The organism is Polaromonas sp. P5_D5 (assembly GCF_054049435.1).
Genome location: NZ_JBFUMJ010000001.1, coordinates 1,026,159 through 1,044,824 on the forward strand (window position 1 = coordinate 1,026,159; position 18,666 = coordinate 1,044,824).

An 18,666-nucleotide genomic window follows, 5' to 3' on the forward strand; every position below is an offset into this window, starting at 1 on the left:
TCTCAGGTGGGGTTTGAGAAAAGACTCTCGTGCGGAATCTTTTCCAAAACCCGCCACGCCTTGCGGCGTAGCGAGGGACACGCTTGTCCAGTCAATCGACCAGTTCGGCCAGCGCTTTGCTGTAGCGGTTGGCGTGTGAGCGTTCCGCCTTGGCCAGGGTTTCAAACCAGTCGGCCACTTCATCATGGCCTTCGTCGCGTGCAGTTTTGGCCATGCCGGGGTACATGTCGGTGTACTCGTGGGTTTCGCCGGCCACAGCGGACTTGAGGTTGTCGCGCGTGGCGCCAAACGGCAGTCCGGTCGCGGGGTCGCCGCACTGCTCCAGCCATTCGAGGTGGCCGTGGGCGTGGCCGGTTTCACCTTCCGCAGTGGAGCGGAACAGTGCCGCGACATCGGGCTGGCCTTCAACGTCGGCCTTGTTCGCGAAATACAGGTAGCGGCGGTTGGCCTGTGATTCGCCGGCAAATGCGGCTTTCAGGTTCTCTTCCGTCCTGGAGCCTTTTAGAGCAGCCATGGAAATCTCCTTCGTGGGTTGATGAACGAACAAATCGTCAATGCTTCAAACCCACGCCCGACTTCTGGCGCAGGACCGAAGACTAAGGCCTGTTAAAGCTATTTATGCAAGATGCGTTGCGAGTCAAAAAGGCTTTGAGCAAGGCGCAAAACGCAGGCGGGGTACGCCCCGTCAAGGTTTTGCAACGCCGCGCAAGGCCTTTTTGATCGCAACCCGGAGGGAGTGGGGTGAGAAAAGCCGCCACTCGGCGTTGCGCTCCTAGCCCAGACAAAAGTCTGGGCGTCGTCACGCGCCTTGATTGGCGGCTTTCTCACCCCACTCGCATTTGCATAAATAGCTTCAACAGGCCCTAAACACCATAGACCTGTTGGAGGGATTCGTCTAATTGCCGGAATCAATGCATGGCATTGATAAAAACTATCAAATTAATACCATCAATAAATTTAACAAATTAAATAAGAGACAACTATAGGAAAGGACAACCATAGCCAGCGACGTACGGCAGCAAATTCATCGTTTGAATTACGTTATGGTAAATTTATTACGGATAGGTAAACAATACGGTCAGAGCCACCCACCGCACCGGGTCTCCCGGAAAAGTGCATGCCGGCGTCCCGCAGTTGCTATTTTTTTGATAGCTGCTCGCGCTCGTCCAGTATGGCTAAAACGCTTGAAACACGTAAAAACCGCAGGAACAATCCATGCCGGAGACAAGCACAAAAGGCAGCGCCGCTGCGGCCACACTGGCGACCGCGTTCACCAACGGCTATGAATTTGCCCAAGGCACGGGCTACACCCTGCCCGAATACCCGTTTGTGGAACCGCCCGAGCTGCAAACAGGCGAGGTCAAACGGCACCCCATCGTCATCGTGGGCGGCGGCATCACCGGCCTGACCCTGGCTTGCGCGCTGGCGCACTACGGCGTCAAAGCCATATTGGTGGACGAAGACAACACCGTGGGCGTGAAGGGCGCGTCATCGCGCGGCATTTGTTATGCCCAGAAAACCCTGGAAATCTTCAAGCGACTGGGCACTTACGAGCGCATCGCCGCCAAAGGCGTGCAATGGAGCGTGGGCCGCACCTTTGCGGGCGCCGACGAGGTGTATTCATTTGACCTGCGCCAGCAGCAAACGCATTCACTGAGCCGGCAACCGCCCTTTATCAATATCCAGCAGTTTTATGTCGAGGGCTTCCTGGTGGAGCAGCTCTACCGACCCGAGCCTGAGGACCGCCTCATTGATCTCCGCTGGAGCCACCGCGTCACGGCCTTCGAACAGAACGACGACTTCGCGACGCTGCAGCTTGAAACGCCCGCCGGTTCGTATTCCCTGGAGGCCGACCATGTCATCGACTGCAGCGGATCGCGCAGCCCGTTTCGCGCCTGGTGCGGCGCGGCAGTCACAGCGCAAAAAGGCGACGACCGCTGGTGCATTGCCGACGTGCGCTTTAAAAACCCGCCACCGGTGGAGCGCCACACCTGGATCGAAGCGCCTTTTAACGAAGGGCGCGCCGTATGGCAGCACCTGATGGCCGACGGCGTCTGGCGCATCGACTACCAGATGCCGCCGCACGCCAACCCCGAAGAAGTCAGCCGCGAAGAGGTGGTGCGCGCACGCCTGAAGGCGCAGTTCAAAAGCCAGGCCGGTCAGGCGCTGGACGATGCCGACTACGAGATCGTCTGGGTCGGCCCCTATGCCTACCGCAGCGAATGCCTCGACAACCTGCGCCATGGCCGCGTGTTCTTTGCCGGTGACGCAGCCCATGTGATGAGCCCCTTCGGCGCACGCGGCGGCAACTCGGGCGTGCAGGACGCCGACAACCTGGCGTGGAAGCTGGCCGCTGTGCTGCAAGGCCGCGCCGCACCCGCATTGCTCGACAGCTATCACCATGAAAGGCATGAGGCGGCGAAGCACAACGTGCTGGTAACCAACCGCACCGCGCGCTTTTTGCGGCCGGCCGACGGCGCGGAGCGGCTGTTTCGCACGGCGGCATTGGGGCTGGCGCGTGAACACCTGTTTGCCCGGCAGCTGGTGAACACCGGGCGCATGTCGACGCCCAATCACTACACGCGGTCCGGCGTCTGCGGGCCTGCGGGCGGGCGGGCCACGCAGAACGCGGGCTTCTCCTGGGCCGATGGCAGCTCAGGCGAGCTGCTGGACTTGTTGACGTGGGCTCATGGGCGCCTGCTGCTGCTGGTGTTTGGCGATGTATCCGGCGCCGGGCTGGCGCGGCTGGCGGCGCTTTCCAGGGAAGCGGACGTGCGCTGCGTGCAAGTGCTGGGGCCCGGCGAGAAAGCCGCCGCAAGGGAGCATGTGATCGACCGCGAAGGCCATCTGCAGGCGACCTGCCATGTTTTTGGCCATGCCTGGGCGCTGCTGCGGCCCGACGGACACGTCGCCGCAACGGGTGAAAGTACGGATGCCTCGGTGGTCCACGCCATCGCAAGCGCCATGGGTGCGGGCGCCGGCCACGAAACAAGGGATGCATCATGAAGCCAGACACCCCCCTGATCACCCGCCTGCATTTTCAGGACGCCGATGCGTTTTACGAATGCCTGCTGGACGCCCACCAGGGCCTCTCCCGGGAGGAATCCGAGCTGCTCAACGCCCGGCTGATCCTGCTGATGGCCAACCAGCTGGGCGACACCGCGGTACTGCGGGCTTGCGTGGCCGCGGCCCGCCAGGCCTGAGCGCTACAAGGCCAACGGCCGGCAAGCGCAACGGCCAGCCCCAGTCGAATAAAATCAGCGGAGTTTCACCCAACCCAAGGCGGCATCCCTTCGATGCCGTTTTTCATTGCCCCATGACCAACGCTGCCGCCCCCACCCTTGCCGATACCGCCAACACAGCCCCTGAGGCCGTGAAAGTCGCCACACCGGGGCTGGACGGCCTGGCCAAGTCCTTCGAGCCGGCCGCCATTGAAAGCCGCTGGGGCCCCGAATGGGAGCAAAGCGGCCAGTACGAGCCCACGCTGGACGCTGCCAAGCCTTCTTTTTCCATCCAGCTGCCACCGCCCAACGTGACGGGCACGCTGCACATGGGCCATGCCTTCAACCAGACCATCATGGATTCGCTCACGCGTTACCACCGCATGCGCGGCCACAACACGCTGTGGGTGCCCGGCACCGACCACGCCGGCATCGCCACGCAGATCGTGGTGGAACGCAAGCTGCAGGCTGAAGGCCAAAGCCGCCACGACCTGGGCCGCAAAAATTTCGTCGCGAAAGTGTGGGAGTGGAAGGAAGAGTCCGGCACCACCATTACGCGCCAGATGCGCCGCATGGGCGACTCGGTGGCCTGGAAGCACGAGTACTTCACCATGGATCCGAAGATGTCGACGGTGGTGACCTCGACCTTTGTGCAGCTTTACAAGCAAGGCCTGATCTACCGCGGCAAGCGCCTGGTGAACTGGGACCCGATCCTCAAGTCCGCCGTGTCCGACCTGGAAGTCGAAAACGAAGAGCGCGACAGTTTCATGTGGCACATCGAGTACCCCTTCAGCGACGGCCCGCAGAAAGCCGCTGACGGCTCGCCGCTGCGCGGCATGCACATAGCCACCACACGGCCCGAAACCATGCTGGCCGACGGCGCGCTGGCTGTGCACCCGGATGACGAACGCTACAAACACCTGGTCGGCAAGATGGTCGACCTGCCGCTGTGCGACCGTAAGATTCCGGTGATCACCGATGACTATGTCGACCCCGAATTTGGCAGCGGCGTGGTGAAGATCACCGGCGCGCACGACTTCAACGACTACCAGGTCGCCCTGCGCCACAACCTGCCGCTGATCACCATCTTCACGCTGGACGCGAAGATCAACGAGAACGGCCCGGCGCAATACCAGGGCCTGGACCGCTATGACTGCCGCAAGGCCGTGCTGAAAGACCTGGAAGCCCAAGGCTTCCTCGAAAAAGCCGTGCCGCACAAAAACATGGTGCCGGTGTGCGCGCGCACCGGCGCAGTGGTCGAACCCATGCTGACCGACCAGTGGTTTGTGGCGCTCAGCAAGGTGAGTGAACAGGACCCGACCGGAAAATCCATTTCGCAAAAGGCGCGCGATGCGGTGGCCAGCGGCGACGTGAAGTTCGTGCCTGAGCAATGGGTCAACACCTACAACCAGTGGATGAACAACATCCAGGACTGGTGCATCTCGCGCCAGCTCTGGTGGGGCCACCAGATCCCGGCCTGGTACGACGAAGACGGCAAGGTTTACGTCGCTGAAAACGAGGCAGCAGCACAGGCCCAGGCGCCCGGTAAAAAACTCACGCGCGATGAAGATGTACTCGACACCTGGTACTCATCGGCGCTCGTTCCTTTTTCTTCATTGGGCTGGCCTGAGAAGACGAAAGAGCTCGATCTCTTTCTGCCATCAAGCGTGCTGGTCACCGGCTACGACATCATCTTCTTCTGGGTCGCCCGGATGATCATGATGACCACGCACTTCACCGGTCAGGTGCCGTTCAAACACGTGTACATCCACGGCCTGGTGAAAGACGCGCAGGGCAAGAAGATGAGCAAGTCCGAAGGCAATGTGCTGGACCCGGTCGATTTGATCGACGGCATCGAGCTCGCGCCCCTGCTCGAAAAACGCTCGCAAGGCCTGCGCAAGCCCGAGACGGCGCCGCAGGTGCGCAAGAACACCGAAAAGGAATTCCCCGCCGGCATTCCGGGCTACGGCGCCGATGCGCTGCGTTTTACCTTCGCCTCGCTTGCCAGCCTGGGACGCAGCATCAACTTCGACAGCAAACGCTGCGAGGGTTATCGCAACTTCTGCAACAAGCTCTGGAACGCAACGCGCTTCACGCTGATGAACTGCGAAGGCCAGGACTGCGGGCTCGAGGAGCACACCAAAGAGCAATGCGCGCCCGGCGGAGAGTTCCACAACTACCTGAGCTTCTCGCAGGCCGACCGCTGGATTTCATCGACCATGCAGCGCGTGGAAGCCGACGTGGCCAAAGGCTTTGCCGACTACCGCCTCGACAACGTTGCCGGCAGCATCTACCAGTTTGTCTGGGACGAGTTCTGCGACTGGTACCTCGAGATCGCCAAGGTGCAGATACAGACCGGCACCGATGCGCAAAAGCGCGCCACACGCCGCACACTGATCCGCACACTCGAAGCCATCCTGCGCCTGGCGCATCCGGTGATTCCGTTCATCACGGAAGAGCTGTGGCAGACAGTGGCTCCCGTCGCCGGCAAAACGGGCAAGTTCATCGGCGTCGCGCCTTATCCGCAAAGCCAGCCCGAGAAAATTGACGTGGTAGCGGAAGCGCATGTCACCAAACTCAAGACGCTCGTGGATGCCTGCCGCAACCTGCGCGGCGAAATGAAGGTGTCTCCGGCTACCCGCATGCCGCTTTATGTGCTGGGCGACACCGCCTTCATGCAGGGCGTCGCCCCGGTACTCAAGGCACTGGCCAAGCTGAGCGAAGTGAAAGTGTTCGACGACGAAGCCAGTTGGGCCGCTGCGGCGCAGTCTGCACCTGTGGCCATCGTCGGCGAAGCGCGCCTGTGCCTTTATATGGAAGTCGATCTGGCGGCGGAAAAGGTTCGCCTGCAAAAGGAAGAAACCCGCCTGGCAGGAGAAATCACCAAGTCCGAAACCAAGCTCGCCAATGAAGCCTTTGTCAACAAGGTGCCCCCGGCCGTGCTGGAGCAGGAACGCAAACGCCTGGCCGATAACCAGGCGGCCCTGGCCAAGATTCGCGAGCAACTGGCACGCCTGAAATAAGCGACAGCCCACCGCCAGAAAAAAGCCCCGCAATGCGGGGCTTTCTTTATTGATCGGGATGCGAAGCGAGCCCTGGTAAGACCCGCGGGCTGCGTATACGCCAAGACCAGTCAACTGCAACGGTCAAAGATAGATGCCTCTTCACCAGCAGGGGCCGCGGGACTGGCTTTGCCAGACCGCAGGCGCAGCACCCCCTCGGGGGGCAGAGAGCTACGCGAAGCGAGCGAACGTGGGGGCCAAGATCTATCTGGTCATGAATTCGGGTTCAGACCACTGCGACGGCGGGACACTGCCCGGCGACTCCAGACCCATGGGGGTGCTGGTCAACTGGTCCATGCCGCTGTGCTGCGTGCCCAGAGCTTCATGCATACGGTGGGCTACATACCAGCTCGAGCGCAGGCGTGCCTCGCGTGTGTGGGAGCCCAGGCGCGGCGTGACAAACAGGTTCTTCAGCCCTTTGAGCGGTGAGGTGTCACCCAGGAAACTTGCTTCGGCGCCGTCCAGGATGCAGGCTTCAATGCGGCCGTCGCACAGCGCAGCGGCCAATGCGCCCTCATCAAACAATTCGCTGCGGCTGATGCCGACCCACAACTGGTTGCGCTTGCAGCCCGCCAGGAGTTTGTCGTTCACGAAACCCCGGAACCGGGTGGCATACAGCATCTGCACAGACACGGCATCAGACTGGCTGACCAGCTCTGGCAAGGAAACAGGCTGTATGCGAAGGCGCTCCCAAATGGGCGCAGTGTGATGAACCGCAGGGTCGTAGCCGACAAGCCGGACGCCCAGCCCGCTCAGCATGCCGGCCAGCGTGTGCGCCGTTGGGGCCAGGCCCAGAATGCCCACGGTGCTGCCATGAAGCTCGCGCCCCATTTGCGTCGTGGGATGGCGGCGTCCCATCAAAGCCGAGACAAGGCCGCGACGGTACAGCAACAACAGGCTGCTCAAAAGGTATTCTGCGTTGGAGCGGACGTTGGCGCTGCTGGCATGCACGACCTTGATGTCGCGCTCCTTGCAGGCCTCCAGATCGGTGTTGTCGGTTCCCACGTGCAGGCGCCCGATGGCCTTGAGCCTGGGCAGGAAATCGAGGAACTCGCGCGTGACCACAGTCTGGCGCGGAAAAACAATGCCTTTGGTTTTGTACGCGATCTTGCGCAGCGATGTCAGATCGTCGGCAAGCTCTGGATGGTAGGCGACGCCATGCCGGGTTTCAAGCCAGGCCATTGCTTCGGGCACTAACGCATCAAGAAGTAAGATGTCCACTCAGTCAATCCTTTTTCCTGCAAACTCTCGATCGCGTGCTGTGCCCACGCAGATTCGGGCATTTGTCCGACCCACGCGCTGTACCAACAACGCAACACTTTAGGCTTTTATTCGGTCAAAGTCGATGCAAAAATTTACATTAAATAAAGCTGTCTTCCCGGTTGCTGGTCTCGGTACCCGTTTTCTGCCAGCCACCAAGGCCCAACCCAAGGAAATGCTCCCTGTGGTCGACAAGCCGTTGATCCAATACGCAGTGGAAGAAGCCTACGCCGCAGGCATCCGACACATGATTTTTGTTACTGGACGCAATAAACGGGCCATCGAAGATCACTTCGATACTGCTTATGAACTAGAGAACGAACTTGAAGTAGCCCAAAAGCACGCACTGCTATCACTGGTGCGCTCTGTCCAGCCGGACGACATGAATTTTTCCTATGTGCGCCAGCCCCGTTCGCTGGGCCTCGGCCATGCCGTGCTGTGTGCCGAGCACCTGGTGGGCCAGGAGGCTTTTGCCGTGTTGCTGGCCGACGACCTGATGGTCGGCCCGAAAGGCGGCCAGCCCGTGCTGGCCCAGATGGCGGCGCAATTCGCAGAGGTCCAGCAATCCATCCTGGCGGTGCAGGAGGTCCCTCTCGATCAAACCCGCCGTTACGGCATCGTCGCCACGGAAGGCGCCAGCACCGGCCTGATGAAAGTCAAAAGGATTGTCGAAAAGCCGGCGCCTGAGGTGGCACCTTCACGCATGGGCGTGGCCGGCCGCTACATCCTGACGCCCGCGATTTTTGGGCACATCCGCAAGCAGACATCCGGCGTGGGCGGCGAGTTGCAGCTCACCGACGGGATTTCGAGCCTGCTGGGCCAGGAGAGCGTGTATGCCTTCCAGTACGAGGGCAAACGTTATGACTGCGGAAGCAAGGAAGGCTTCCTGGAAGCGACCGTAGAGTTGGCTCTGGAGCACCCAGAAGTGGGTGTGTATTTCCGGAATTACCTGGACAACCTGCAAATTGGCTGGTCGGGCCGGGAACGCCGCAAACAAGTGGCCTGATAACCACCTGTTACAGAATCAGCGACGCTTTAAAACGTGAATAAAGTCACTACCGGCAACCTGCTGCTCGACCAGTTCGTTGCCGGTTTGTTTGGCAAATGCCTGGAAATCACGCGTAGAGCCGGCGTCGGTTGATACAACTCGAAGCAGCTGGCCGCTGAGCATTTCCGTCAGCGCTTTTTTGGCCTTCAGGATGGGCAGCGGGCAATTGAGGCCGCGGGTGTCGAGTTCTTTGTCGATGTTCATGAAAATCCTTGGGTTGCCGCGATTTTAAGCAAAGCGCAAAGCCTCTTCGCCCGGTTTTACCCGGCCTTGCCGTCGCCGTCCGGTTCCACTTTGCTCAGCACGGTAGCCCAATCCACAAACTCAGGTTCATGGCCGCGCGTACGCAGCCAGTCAGCCAGCGCGTAGCCCGTGCCCGCAGGCCAGCATTTGAGCTTGTCCAGGTCGTAGAGCCGGTAGTCCACCAGTTCTGGCGACAGGCTGACATCCCCCGTGCAGACGGCGTGGTAGGCAATGATGATCTGGTTCATGCGCTGGAAGTCATAGACGCCAATCAAATCAAGCGAGGTGGTGTCCAGGCTGGTTTCTTCCTTGATTTCGCGTGCTATGCCGCCTTGGGGCGTTTCCCCGGCCTCCATAAAGCCGGTGATCAGCGCGTACATTTTGCCGGGCCAGGCGGCATTGCGGGCCAGCAAAACCTGGCCGTTGTATTCGATCACTGCGGCCAGCACGGGCGTGGGGTTGTTCCAGTGGGTATAGCCACAGGCTGGGCAACGCAGGCGCGCCTTCTCGCCGCCGTCTTCCATCTGCGACACCATGGCCAGCGGCGTCGCGCAGTTGGGGCAAAACCTGAATTCGTGGATCATGGTCAAGAAAGGAGGAGAAGGAAAGGATAAGAGGGGTTGAGGAGCGCAATTCGCTATCGTTTTAATAGCTGCTTGCGCAAGTCACATATGGGCCAAAGCCAATTTTTGGCCTCAAAAAATGGCTCAAGCCGGAAATACGCCGGTAGACAGGTAACGGTCGCCGCGGTCACACACGACAAAGACGATCACAGCGTCTTTCACGGTTTTGGCGATTTCCTGCGCGACCCAGAGCGCCCCTGCCGCCGAGATGCCGGCAAAAATGCCTTCCTCGCGCGCCAGGCGGCGGCACATGTCTTCAGCGTCAGCCTGGCTCACCAGCACCAGTTCATCGACCTGGCGGGGGTCGTAAATCTTGGGCAAATACTCTTGTGGCCATTTGCGGATGCCGGGAATGCGGGACCCTTCGCTGGGCTGGGCGCCGATGACCTTGATCGCCGGGTTTTTCTCTTTCAGATAGCGGGAAACGCCGGTAATCGTGCCGGTTGTGCCCATCGCACTGACAAAATGTGTCACCTTGCCTGACGTATCTGTCCATATTTCAGGGCCGGTGGTCTCGTAATGGATGCGCGGATTGTCCGGGTTGGCGAACTGGTCCAGCACCCGGCCTTTGCCCTCTTTTTGCATCTGGTCGGCCAGGTCGCGGGAATATTCGATACCGGCGCTTTTGGGCGTCAGGATCAATTCGGCGCCAAAAGCCTTCATGGTCTGGGCGCGTTCGATGCTCAGGTCCTCCGGCATGATCAGTACCATCTTGTAGCCCTTGATCGCCGCGGCCATGGCCAGTGCAATGCCCGTGTTCCCGGAAGTGGCTTCAATCAATGTATCGCCGGGTTTGATGTCGCCGCGCTCTTCCGCGCGCTTGATCATCGACAGCGCCGGGCGGTCTTTCACGGAACCGGCCGGGTTGTTGCCTTCGAGCTTTCCCAGGATGACATTGCCGCGGGCGGCGTTTTCGGCGGCGTAAATGCGTTGCAGCGCGACCAGAGGCGTTTTGCCAATCGCGTCTTCAATGGTTGGATAGTTCATGGCCACACTGTGCCATAATTTGAGGCTTCGCTCCTCGCGGCCCGGGTGGTGAAATTGGTAGACGCAGGGGACTCAAAATCCCCCGCCGCAAGGCGTGCCGGTTCGATTCCGGCCCCGGGCACCACATCCCGAAAAGCCGGACGGTTTCAAACCGATCCGGCTTTTTCTTTTGTCGCCGCTGCGAACACAAATGCACCCGGCACCCGGCACTGGTGAATACGACGACTAAGCCGACGCCAGCCGCCAGCCGCCAGCCGCCAGCCGCCAGCCGCCAGAATTTGAAGACCAGCACGCGCCGGTCGTTGGGGCAAATTCGCGATTCAGACCTTCCGACGTTGTTGAATTGCAGTGAAGTCTGACCCGAGTTTTCCATCGAATATTGACCCACACTCTTTGTGAGCAGAAGGTGCTCACGATGTGGATAAGTTCTTGGTTTTCTCCTTTTTGGGCTGAGTCTGTGTGGATCTGCCTCAAAGTGCGCCGCTGTTTCCGCGATTTTGTTGCCTCGATGACTAGCCAGGTGGCCAGCTTCTCGGCGTAGTGATAGCGCTTGCTGGCGCTGGCCCGCCTTGGATACTTGGGCTCGCTCTCTTCCGATCGCAGGCGCTTCTTTATTGTGTTGCGAGCCAGGCCTGTACGCCTTGAGATCTCGCGAATGGACATCTGATCCCGCAATGCCCAACGCCTGATGACATTCAATGTCGCCACGTCCATCACTCCTAATTTCCCCCTGCTTTTAAAACAAGCAGGGTAGTGCCTACGTGGGTCAGTTTTGGATGGAAATTACTGCGCTAAATGGGTCAGATTTCGACGGAATTCAACACCTCAAATTTCAGTTTACGCAAGGTAGCCTCTTTTAAATTTTCATAAAAAGATTTCGACTTTCGCAGTAAGAGCTTCGTCATCGCTCCCTCAAACTCTCACTACCCGCCCTCTGAATCGGGCTCAGCAAATACTCAATCACCCGCCGCTGACCGGTCTTGATCTCTGCGGTCAGGTTCATGCCGGGGACGAGCTGAATCATCTTTCCGTCTATGTCGATCTGCTTGGTTTTTAGGGCCAGCGTGACGGGGAAAATTGCGCCGCGCTTTTCGTCGTTGACGGCGTCGGCTGTGACGCGGTCTACGCTTGCTTGCACGGTGCCGTAGCGGGTGTAGGGAAAGGTTTCGAGCTTGATCTCGGCGCCGTTGCCTACGTTGACGAAGCCGATGTCCTTGTTTTCCAGGGTGACTTCTGCCGTGACCTGCGCGCCCTCTGGCACGATGATCATCAGCGCCTGTGCTTCGGTGACAACGCCGCCTGTGGTGTGGATGGCGAGTTGCTGCACTACGCCGGCGACGGGCGCTTTCAGCGTAGTGAGGTTTTCGCGTTGGGTGGCCTTGGCTTGTTCTTGCGTGGCTTGCTGGCGTTTGAGGTCGGCCTGGGCTTCGCGCTCATACAGCGTGCGGCGCACTTCGGCCAGGTAGGCGGCGCGGCTGTTTTCGCTTTCGCGCAAGGTGGCCTGGGTTTGCAGCAGGTTGGCGCGTTGGGTGGCGAGGTCTCGCTCCAGCTCTACGCGTTCGCGGGTTTTGTCTTGTGTGGCGTGGCCGGAGATATAGCCCTGGTCTACCAGCTTTTTAAAGTCTGTCTCGCGCGCCTGGGCCATGGGCACGGTGGTTTCGAGTTTGGAAACGACGGCCCGCGCGGTGACGATCTCGGCTTGGCGGCGGCCGATTTCTGCTGACAGTTTGGCCAGCTTGGCCGTCACGTCGCCCCACTCGCCTTGCAGCTGTGCCTGCGCGGCGGCAGTCTCGGCTGCAGACCATTCTTTGGGAAATTCGGGCATGTATTTGGCCGGCAACCCAATACTGGCGGGCGAAAGCTGCTGCAGATTTTGTAGCGCCTGCTGGATGGCGCGGGCGCGCAGCACTTCCGACAATGCTGATTTTTGCTGATCATGCGCCGTGGTCTTGTCGGCGCTGGCGGCGGTTGGGTCCAGCTCCACCAGCGGCTGACCGGCCACCACGTGGTCGCCGTCTTTGACCAGCACCGCCTTGACCACGCTGCGCTCCAGAGGCTGGATCAGCTTGGTACGCTCGCTCACCACCACGCGCCCAGGCGCCACGGCCACGATGTCGATCTTGCCGAAGATGGACCAGACCAGCGCTATGACAAACAGCCCCATGATGAGGTAAGCCAGGCGGCGCGGCGCTGGGTGCACCGGCGTGTCTTGCAGGCTGAGTGCGGCGGGCAAGAAAGCTGCCTCGTCGCTCAAGCGGCGCGGGCCGGCGAGCTCGTCGCGATGCGCCCAGGCAGCACCAAAGATGGCGCGATAACGTGTCAGCAGTTCGATAGCGGGGTGGCGAGGCTTGGCGGGTACGGCGGCTTCCTGGGGAACTTCGGCCGGTGCTTCACCTTTGGCGGTTATGTCTTCCACGTCAGGCGCAGGTTGCTTCATCTGATGCTTCTCTCGGCTGTCAGCCGGGGCAGCTGCTTCGGCCGGTGCGGAACCCACGGCTACCGGTTTTTGATCTTCAGGACCGGTGCTCATGCCGACGCCCCTTCCATCGGTTGTTTGCCGTCCTGCATGCGCCACAGGTGCGCATACAGGCCTTGCGGTTTCTGGATCAGTGCGTCGTGCGGACCTGCTTCAACAATCTTGCCCTTGTCCATCACGATAATGCGGTGCGCGTGGCGCACGGCGCTCAGGCGGTGGGCAATGATGAGCACGGTGCGGCCTTTACAGATGTGGGCCATGTTGCGCTGGATGATGGCTTCGCTTTCGTAGTCGAGCGCGCTGGTGGCTTCGTCAAAAATCAGGATGCGCGGGTTGGTAAACAGCGCTCGCGCAATCGCGATGCGCTGGCGCTGCCCGCCGCTGAGGGAGCTGCCCTGCTCGCCCACATGCGTGTCGTAGCCTTCGGGCAGCTCGCTGATGAACTCATGCGCGCCGGCCAGTTGCGCCACACGCACCACGGCTTCAATCGGCGCAGCCGGGTCGGTGATGGCGATGTTCTCGCGCACGCTGCGGTTGAACAGCAAATTCTCTTGCAGCACCACACCGACCTGCCGGCGCAACTGCGCGGCGTCGATCAGGCTGATGTCTATGCCATCGACCAGCAGGCGGCCTCCTTCGGGGGAATAGAGGCGCTGCACCAGCTTGGTCAGCGTGCTTTTGCCGGAGCCCGAACGGCCGACGATGCCGATGATCTCGCCGGGTTTCACATCGAGGCTGATGCCGTGCAGCACCGGTGGCGCTTCGGGCCGGTAGCGGAACACCACGCCGTCGAGCGTGATGCGGCCCTTGATGGGCGGCAGCTGCGCGGCGCTGGTGGGCGGCACTTCGGTGCGGGTGTTCAGGATGTCGCCCAGGCGCGCGACGGAGATGCCGGTTTGCTGAAAGTCCGTCCATAGCTGGGCCATGCGCATGATGGGCTGGGCCACGCGCTGGGCAAACATGTTGAAGGCCACAAACTGGCCAACGGTGAGTTCGTTGTTCATCACCAGGTGCGCGCCGTACCACAGCGTGGCCGCGTTCACGAGCTTGCCGATCAGGTTGATGCCTTCATGCGCCCAGGTGGCGAGGTTTTGTGTCTTGAAGCTGGCGCTGACATACGCGGCGAGCTGATTGTCCCAGCGCTTGCCGAAGCTGGGCTCGAGTGCGCTGGCCTTGACGGTCTGGATGCCGGTGATGGTTTCGACCAGCATGGACTGGTTCTCTGCGCCGCGCGCAAATTTCACGTCCAGCCGCTGGCGCAGGATGGGTACCACGGCCAGGCTCAGGCCAAAGTACAGCGGCAGGCTGACCATGACGATCAAGGTCAGCGGCACGCTGTAGAACAGCATCACGGCGATGAAGATGACCGAGAAGAGAACGTCGAGCACCACGGTGAGCGCGTTGCCGGTGAGGAAGCTGCGGATGTTCTCCAACTCGCGCACACGCGCCACCGAGTCACCGACACGCCGGGCCTGGAAGTACGCCAGCGGCAATTGCACCAGGTGGCGGAAAAGTCGCGCGCCCAGCTCCACGTCAATGCGGCTGGTAGTGTGGCTGAACACGTAGGCACGCAAACCGTTGAGGATGCTTTCAAACAGCACCACCACCACGAGGCCGATGACCAACACATCCAGCGTGGTGAGGCCCCGGTGCACCAGCACCTTGTCCATCACGACCTGAAAGAAAAGCGGGCTGACGAGCGCGAACAGCTGCAGCATGAAGGAAATAAGCAGCACTTCGCCCAGCAGCTTGCGATATTTGACGAGGCTGGGCACAAACCAGGAGAAGTCGAACTTGGCGAGTTCACCCGCCAGCGCGGCATGGCTGGTGATGAGGATCAGCTCACCCGTCCACTGGCTTGCGAAGACTTCCACTGATTCAATCGTGGGCCTGTTCGACGGTGTGGCCGGGTCCTGAAACAGCACACGCTGGCCGTCGCACTGCGCCAGGATGACAGTGCGGACTTGCTTGCTACCGGCACTGGTGCTGCTTGCTGCGTCGTCTGCGGGCTTCAGGAAAGCGAGGGCCGGCAGCGGGACCAGCTTCAAGCGGTCGGGTTTGGATTTAGAGAGCTTGGCTTTAAGCCCAAGGTGTTTGGCCGCACGCAGCAATATGCTGGCATCAATATCGTCACTCGGGGAAACGCCGAGTTGATGGGCAAGGGTATGGGGGTCTGCGGCAACCTGGTGAAAGCGCGCCACCAGGCACAGTGCAGCGAGCGCGTTGATGGGTGGTGCTGGCTCTTCAGCCCCCGGCGCCGCTGACAGTGTGGGCGAGGCTGCTGTGGTTGCGGTTGTCACTTGGGACTCCTGCCACAGCAAAAGAATTGCTGCGGCGGCACAGGTGCGATCACGTATGTGCTTGGGGCGAGTCTTCCCCAGTCGGCTATGTTATGTGACATGTCTCAAGGCGCCCGCACGGGCCCCCTCCCTGTTATTTGTTCCAAACTGTATCGCAATACGCAGAACTTGCAGCGGCAGTTACGTTATTTTCAACGCCGGTTTGGGTACTAATTGCTTAGTCATTTCCAAACCACTGGAAATAGAGATACTTTTGAACTTTGCGTTGCAAAACTTATTGGGCTAAATTTTTTCATCTCCTTTTTCATCTCCTTTTTCATCTCTTTTCAGGGCCGTTGATTCCCAAAGAATTGCGAACGCTCTGAACTGGTGCATTAGCGCCGGATTGGTTGAGTATTGAGTAATTACTGGGCTGAATGCTTGTTACTTTCCCTTCCTGATTCTTTTGACCCTGCCGCTTGTCACGCCATTTATTAACGTGCATTCTTGAACTCCGTGCAGAAATTTCTGCCGTTCAGGAGTCCGTCATGTACACCTTGCGTCAGTGGCTCTGCATCCTCCTTTCAAGCGCATTCATGTCTGCGTTAGTGCCCGGCATGCCGTGGTTGGCGACCGCGCACGCAGCCACTGTGCAGCCCCCGGCGGCACAGGCCATGATGGATGCGCTAACTCGCGCTACGACAGCAGTGGTCGGTGTCAAGGTCACGGCGATGGAAGATGCGCGCTCGGCCGAAACGCTGGGCTTGCGCCGTGCCGGCTCGGGTGTGCAAATCAACCAGGACGGGCTCATCCTCACCATCGGCTACCTGATGCTGGAGGCCGAATACATTGAGATCGTGACGCAGGACAACCGCACGTTGCCGGCGCGCGCCGTCGCCTACGACCTGGCAACCGGGTTTGGGCTGTTGCGCCCTTTGCTGCCGCTGCGTGGCGTGGGCGTAGCGGCCCTGGGCAATAGCAAAGACCTGCAGCCGGGCGAACCTCTGATGGCCGTCACCGGCCCGCAGGCCGATGAGGACGGCGACGTGAGCATGACCCGGCTGGTCAGCCGGCGCGCGTTCTCCGGCAACTGGGAATACCACATCGAATCGGCGCTGTTCACCAGCCCACCCATCATGGCCAGTGGTGGCAACCACAGTGGCGCCCCGCTCTTCAACCAGAAAGGTGAGTTGATGGGCATAGGCTCGCTGCTCGTGTCCGATGCCACAGGTGAAAACCGCCGCCTGCCGGGCAATATGTTTGTGCCGGTGGATTTGCTGCGTCCCATCCTCGCGGAGCTGCAGCGTTCAGGCGCCAGCACGAAAAGCCGCAGGCCGTGGCTTGGCATCACCTCCAATGACCAGGGCGGGCGCATACAGATCCTGCGGGTCAGCAAGGAGAGTCCTGCGGACCTGGCCGGGCTGGAGGCGGGCAATGTGGTGCTGGCAGTGGACGACGCCAAGGTGGCCACGCTCGAAGCTTTTTATAAAAAGCTGTGGGACCGGCCCGCACCCGACGCGGAAGTCAGGCTGACGGTGCTGCAGGGTGCAGAAGTCAAAACCATTGTGCTCAAGGCCCAGGACAGGATGCTGACGCTCAAGAAGCCCGCCGGTATCTGATTTTTACAACAAAATAGGCTGTAGCCCAGACAGGGAAAGCGCAAGCAGCTATTTATTTAATAGCACTACAGGGCTACGCGAATTGACAGCCCGGCACCACAAGCCAGGAATGGGCACAAGCAGCGGAGCCTTCAAAAACGGTAGGCGACCTCGGTCCACATCCGCGTTGAATCTGTCGTCCTGACCAGCTCGGGTGTCTGCCCCAGGGGCGAGGCCAGATAGGCGCGAGCCCGCCACTGGTTGAGCCCCGTCCAGTCAAGGCCGACCCCCGCTCCGCTGAGCGTTGCACTGTTCGCACCTGCCACCCAGGGTCGTTGATTGACTTTCAGGTAGGCACCGTCCCAGAACGCCACCGCCTGGAGCTTGCCGCCGACAACCTGCCCCAGGTCGTAGCGCAGCTCGACGCTTGTGCGGTAACCCGTATCACCCGACAGCGCACCCACATCGTAGGCACGCACCGAATAGGGCCCGCCCACGGACATTTTTTGCGACGAATCGAGGTTGGTGTTGGCCCACTGGCCCGCCCATGAAAAATGCAGCGTGCTGTTTTGCCCCAGGCGCTGCAAGCGGGAGAAGCCCAGATTGGCCTTTGAAAACCAGCCCTGCGTCCTAGCGCTGGCCGCATCGTCCAGCTGCGCCTCGGCAGCGTCAAAAACCACCCTGCCCCGGGTCCATCCCAGGCTCCAGGTATTGATGCCGCCGGACAGCAAGGTGTCCCGCCAGTCCCCGGTCAGGCTCGACGTCCAGGAGTCGAGATGCCGGTCTGTTTTTATTCCTGCCACGTCTACACGCTCGCGCAACTGCACCGTGTCGTACTGAATCTGTCCATAGAGGTTGACCGTCTGGCTTCGCACCAGCGGATGCTTGCCCCAGAGGCTGCCGGTCTCGGCGGAACCGTGTGCGCCAAGTATCTCAAGAGACCCGCCAATTTTGTAGTCCAGCAAGGAATAGGCGGCTCCTGCGCGGGTACCCTGGCCGTTCAACAATGATTCGTAGCCCACCCGTCCGTAGCTCAGCCCCTTCCCGGAACTCAGGCCGCTCAGGCTCAGGACATCGCCATGCTTCAAGGGGTTGTTGACGTACACCGTACCGCCCAAGCGGGCTCTTCCTGTATAGCTGTTGCCGTAGCCATCCACAACCAGGCTTCCTGAAACCGCCGGGCCGGGCGTGGTATCGATACTCAGATCGGAGGTGCCCATCCCGTCGCCGGGTCTTAAGGTTGCCTGCACCACCACGCCGGGTATGTCCGACAGCAACAGCAGGGACTTGTCCAGCAGGGCCTGGTCGACTGGCTGCCCGTTTTGCAGCGGCGCTACCGTCGCCTGCAGCAGCAGGTCGTTCACGCGCGTCTGGTTGTTGACGCCGACCTTGCCGTAGCGCGCCTCGATCACCAGAAAGCGAACAACGCCCGACTGGATCACCTGCGCAGGCACCACGGCCCGGGCAAAGGTCTGGCCCCTGCTGTGGTAATACTGGCCTATGCGCCCCGCCATTTCGTCGAGCTGGTCAAGCGTCAGGCTTTTGCCTTCAGCATCGGCCACCAGTGCATGCAGCGTGGCTGTCTCAAACAGGGTGTTGCCGATGATGTTGATCGATTTGACATCCACCGTCACGGCGGGACGTGCAGGTGGCGGCGGGACATTCCCCTCATTGCTGAGAGGCGGCCTTTCTCCGCGGGGCGATGGGACGGCTTGCTGGGACGGCTGGACCTGCTGGAGGATGGTGCCGATATCAACCGGCAGCGGATCAGCCGCCTGGACCGCGAACAGGGGCGCGGCTGCCAACAGCAGCACAGCGTGCTTACCGGATACGTTGCATTTCATGGGGAAACTTTTGTGGGGTGGCCGT

Annotated in this window: 13 protein-coding genes, 1 tRNA gene and 1 pseudogene; 6 read left to right on the forward strand and 9 right to left on the reverse strand. The window is 60.6% G+C overall.

Annotated elements, in window-relative coordinates:
• Positions 1-91 precede the first annotated feature (91 nt).
• Positions 92-514, reverse strand: a complete 423-nt coding sequence (locus tag ACXJKE_RS05085) for a rubrerythrin family protein (RefSeq protein WP_007867167.1) — start codon at positions 512-514, stop codon at positions 92-94.
• A 701-nt stretch (positions 515-1,215) separates the two neighbouring features.
• Between ACXJKE_RS05085 and ACXJKE_RS05090 the strand changes: the two genes are divergently transcribed.
• The 3 genes from ACXJKE_RS05090 (at position 1,216) to ACXJKE_RS05100 (ending at position 6,244) form a co-directional block, all read left to right on the forward strand.
• Positions 1,216-3,006 (forward strand): FAD-dependent oxidoreductase, encoded by a 1,791-nt coding sequence (locus ACXJKE_RS05090; RefSeq protein ID WP_457279470.1) that lies wholly within the window; start codon positions 1,216-1,218, stop codon positions 3,004-3,006.
• Positions 3,003-3,203, forward strand: a complete 201-nt coding sequence (locus ACXJKE_RS05095) for a DUF2783 domain-containing protein (RefSeq protein ID WP_457279471.1) — start codon at positions 3,003-3,005, stop codon at positions 3,201-3,203. The genes ACXJKE_RS05090 and ACXJKE_RS05095 overlap by 4 nt, the downstream gene beginning before the upstream one ends.
• Before the next feature lie 113 nt (positions 3,204-3,316).
• Positions 3,317-6,244 (forward strand): valine--tRNA ligase, encoded by a 2,928-nt coding sequence (locus ACXJKE_RS05100; RefSeq protein WP_457279472.1) that lies wholly within the window; start codon positions 3,317-3,319, stop codon positions 6,242-6,244.
• Between the two features lie 243 nt (positions 6,245-6,487).
• Here ACXJKE_RS05100 and ACXJKE_RS05105 read toward each other — a convergent pair whose 3' ends face one another.
• On the reverse strand, positions 6,488-7,504 hold the full coding sequence (locus ACXJKE_RS05105) for an NAD(P)-dependent oxidoreductase (RefSeq protein ID WP_457279473.1): 1,017 nt from the start codon (positions 7,502-7,504) through the stop codon (positions 6,488-6,490).
• A gap of 124 nt (positions 7,505-7,628) precedes the next feature.
• Here ACXJKE_RS05105 and galU point away from each other — a divergent pair, with 124 nt between their 5' ends.
• Positions 7,629-8,549, forward strand: coding sequence for a UTP--glucose-1-phosphate uridylyltransferase GalU (gene galU, locus ACXJKE_RS05110; RefSeq protein ID WP_457279474.1), 921 nt, complete (start codon positions 7,629-7,631; stop codon positions 8,547-8,549).
• A gap of 18 nt (positions 8,550-8,567) precedes the next feature.
• On the opposite strand, the gene ACXJKE_RS05115 is transcribed toward galU, so the two are convergent.
• The 3 genes from ACXJKE_RS05115 to cysM all read right to left on the reverse strand — a co-directional run bounded on the left by ACXJKE_RS05115 (position 8,568) and on the right by cysM (position 10,444).
• A complete protein-coding gene (locus ACXJKE_RS05115; protein ID WP_007867181.1) occupies positions 8,568-8,795 on the reverse strand; it encodes a sulfurtransferase TusA family protein in 228 nt (75 codons plus the stop codon).
• A gap of 56 nt (positions 8,796-8,851) precedes the next feature.
• Complete coding sequence (locus ACXJKE_RS05120; protein WP_457279800.1) at positions 8,852-9,418, reverse strand: NUDIX hydrolase; 567 nt, start codon at positions 9,416-9,418, stop codon at positions 8,852-8,854.
• Between the two features lie 123 nt (positions 9,419-9,541).
• Entirely contained in the window at positions 9,542-10,444 is a 903-nt protein-coding gene (cysM, locus tag ACXJKE_RS05125; protein ID WP_457279475.1) for a cysteine synthase CysM, read from the reverse strand.
• Between the two features lie 39 nt (positions 10,445-10,483).
• Here cysM and ACXJKE_RS05130 point away from each other — a divergent pair.
• Positions 10,484-10,568: transfer RNA gene (locus tag ACXJKE_RS05130), tRNA-Leu, on the forward strand.
• A gap of 314 nt (positions 10,569-10,882) precedes the next feature.
• On the opposite strand, the pseudogene ACXJKE_RS05135 reads toward ACXJKE_RS05130, so the two are convergent.
• The 3 genes and pseudogenes from ACXJKE_RS05135 to ACXJKE_RS05145 all read right to left on the reverse strand — a co-directional run.
• Positions 10,883-11,161 (reverse strand): annotated as a pseudogene (locus ACXJKE_RS05135) (IS21 family transposase); the annotation flags it as partial.
• A 184-nt stretch (positions 11,162-11,345) separates the two neighbouring features.
• The gene (locus tag ACXJKE_RS05140) at positions 11,346-12,881 is read right to left on the reverse strand and encodes an HlyD family type I secretion periplasmic adaptor subunit (protein ID WP_457279476.1); all 1,536 of its coding nucleotides are present in this window, start codon (positions 12,879-12,881) and stop codon (positions 11,346-11,348) included.
• An 89-nt stretch (positions 12,882-12,970) separates the two neighbouring features.
• Positions 12,971-15,187: a type I secretion system permease/ATPase gene (locus tag ACXJKE_RS05145; RefSeq protein WP_457279801.1), complete on the reverse strand. Its 2,217-nt coding sequence runs from the start codon at positions 15,185-15,187 to the stop codon at positions 12,971-12,973.
• Positions 15,188-15,795: 608 nt separating this feature from the next.
• Between ACXJKE_RS05145 and ACXJKE_RS05150 the strand changes: the two genes are divergently transcribed.
• The gene (locus tag ACXJKE_RS05150) at positions 15,796-16,818 is read left to right on the forward strand and encodes a S1C family serine protease (RefSeq protein WP_457279477.1); all 1,023 of its coding nucleotides are present in this window, start codon (positions 15,796-15,798) and stop codon (positions 16,816-16,818) included.
• A 131-nt stretch (positions 16,819-16,949) separates the two neighbouring features.
• Here ACXJKE_RS05150 and ACXJKE_RS05155 read toward each other — a convergent pair whose 3' ends face one another.
• Positions 16,950-18,641, reverse strand: a complete 1,692-nt coding sequence (locus tag ACXJKE_RS05155; RefSeq protein ID WP_457279478.1) for a ShlB/FhaC/HecB family hemolysin secretion/activation protein — start codon at positions 18,639-18,641, stop codon at positions 16,950-16,952.
• Positions 18,642-18,666: the final 25 nt, after the last annotated feature.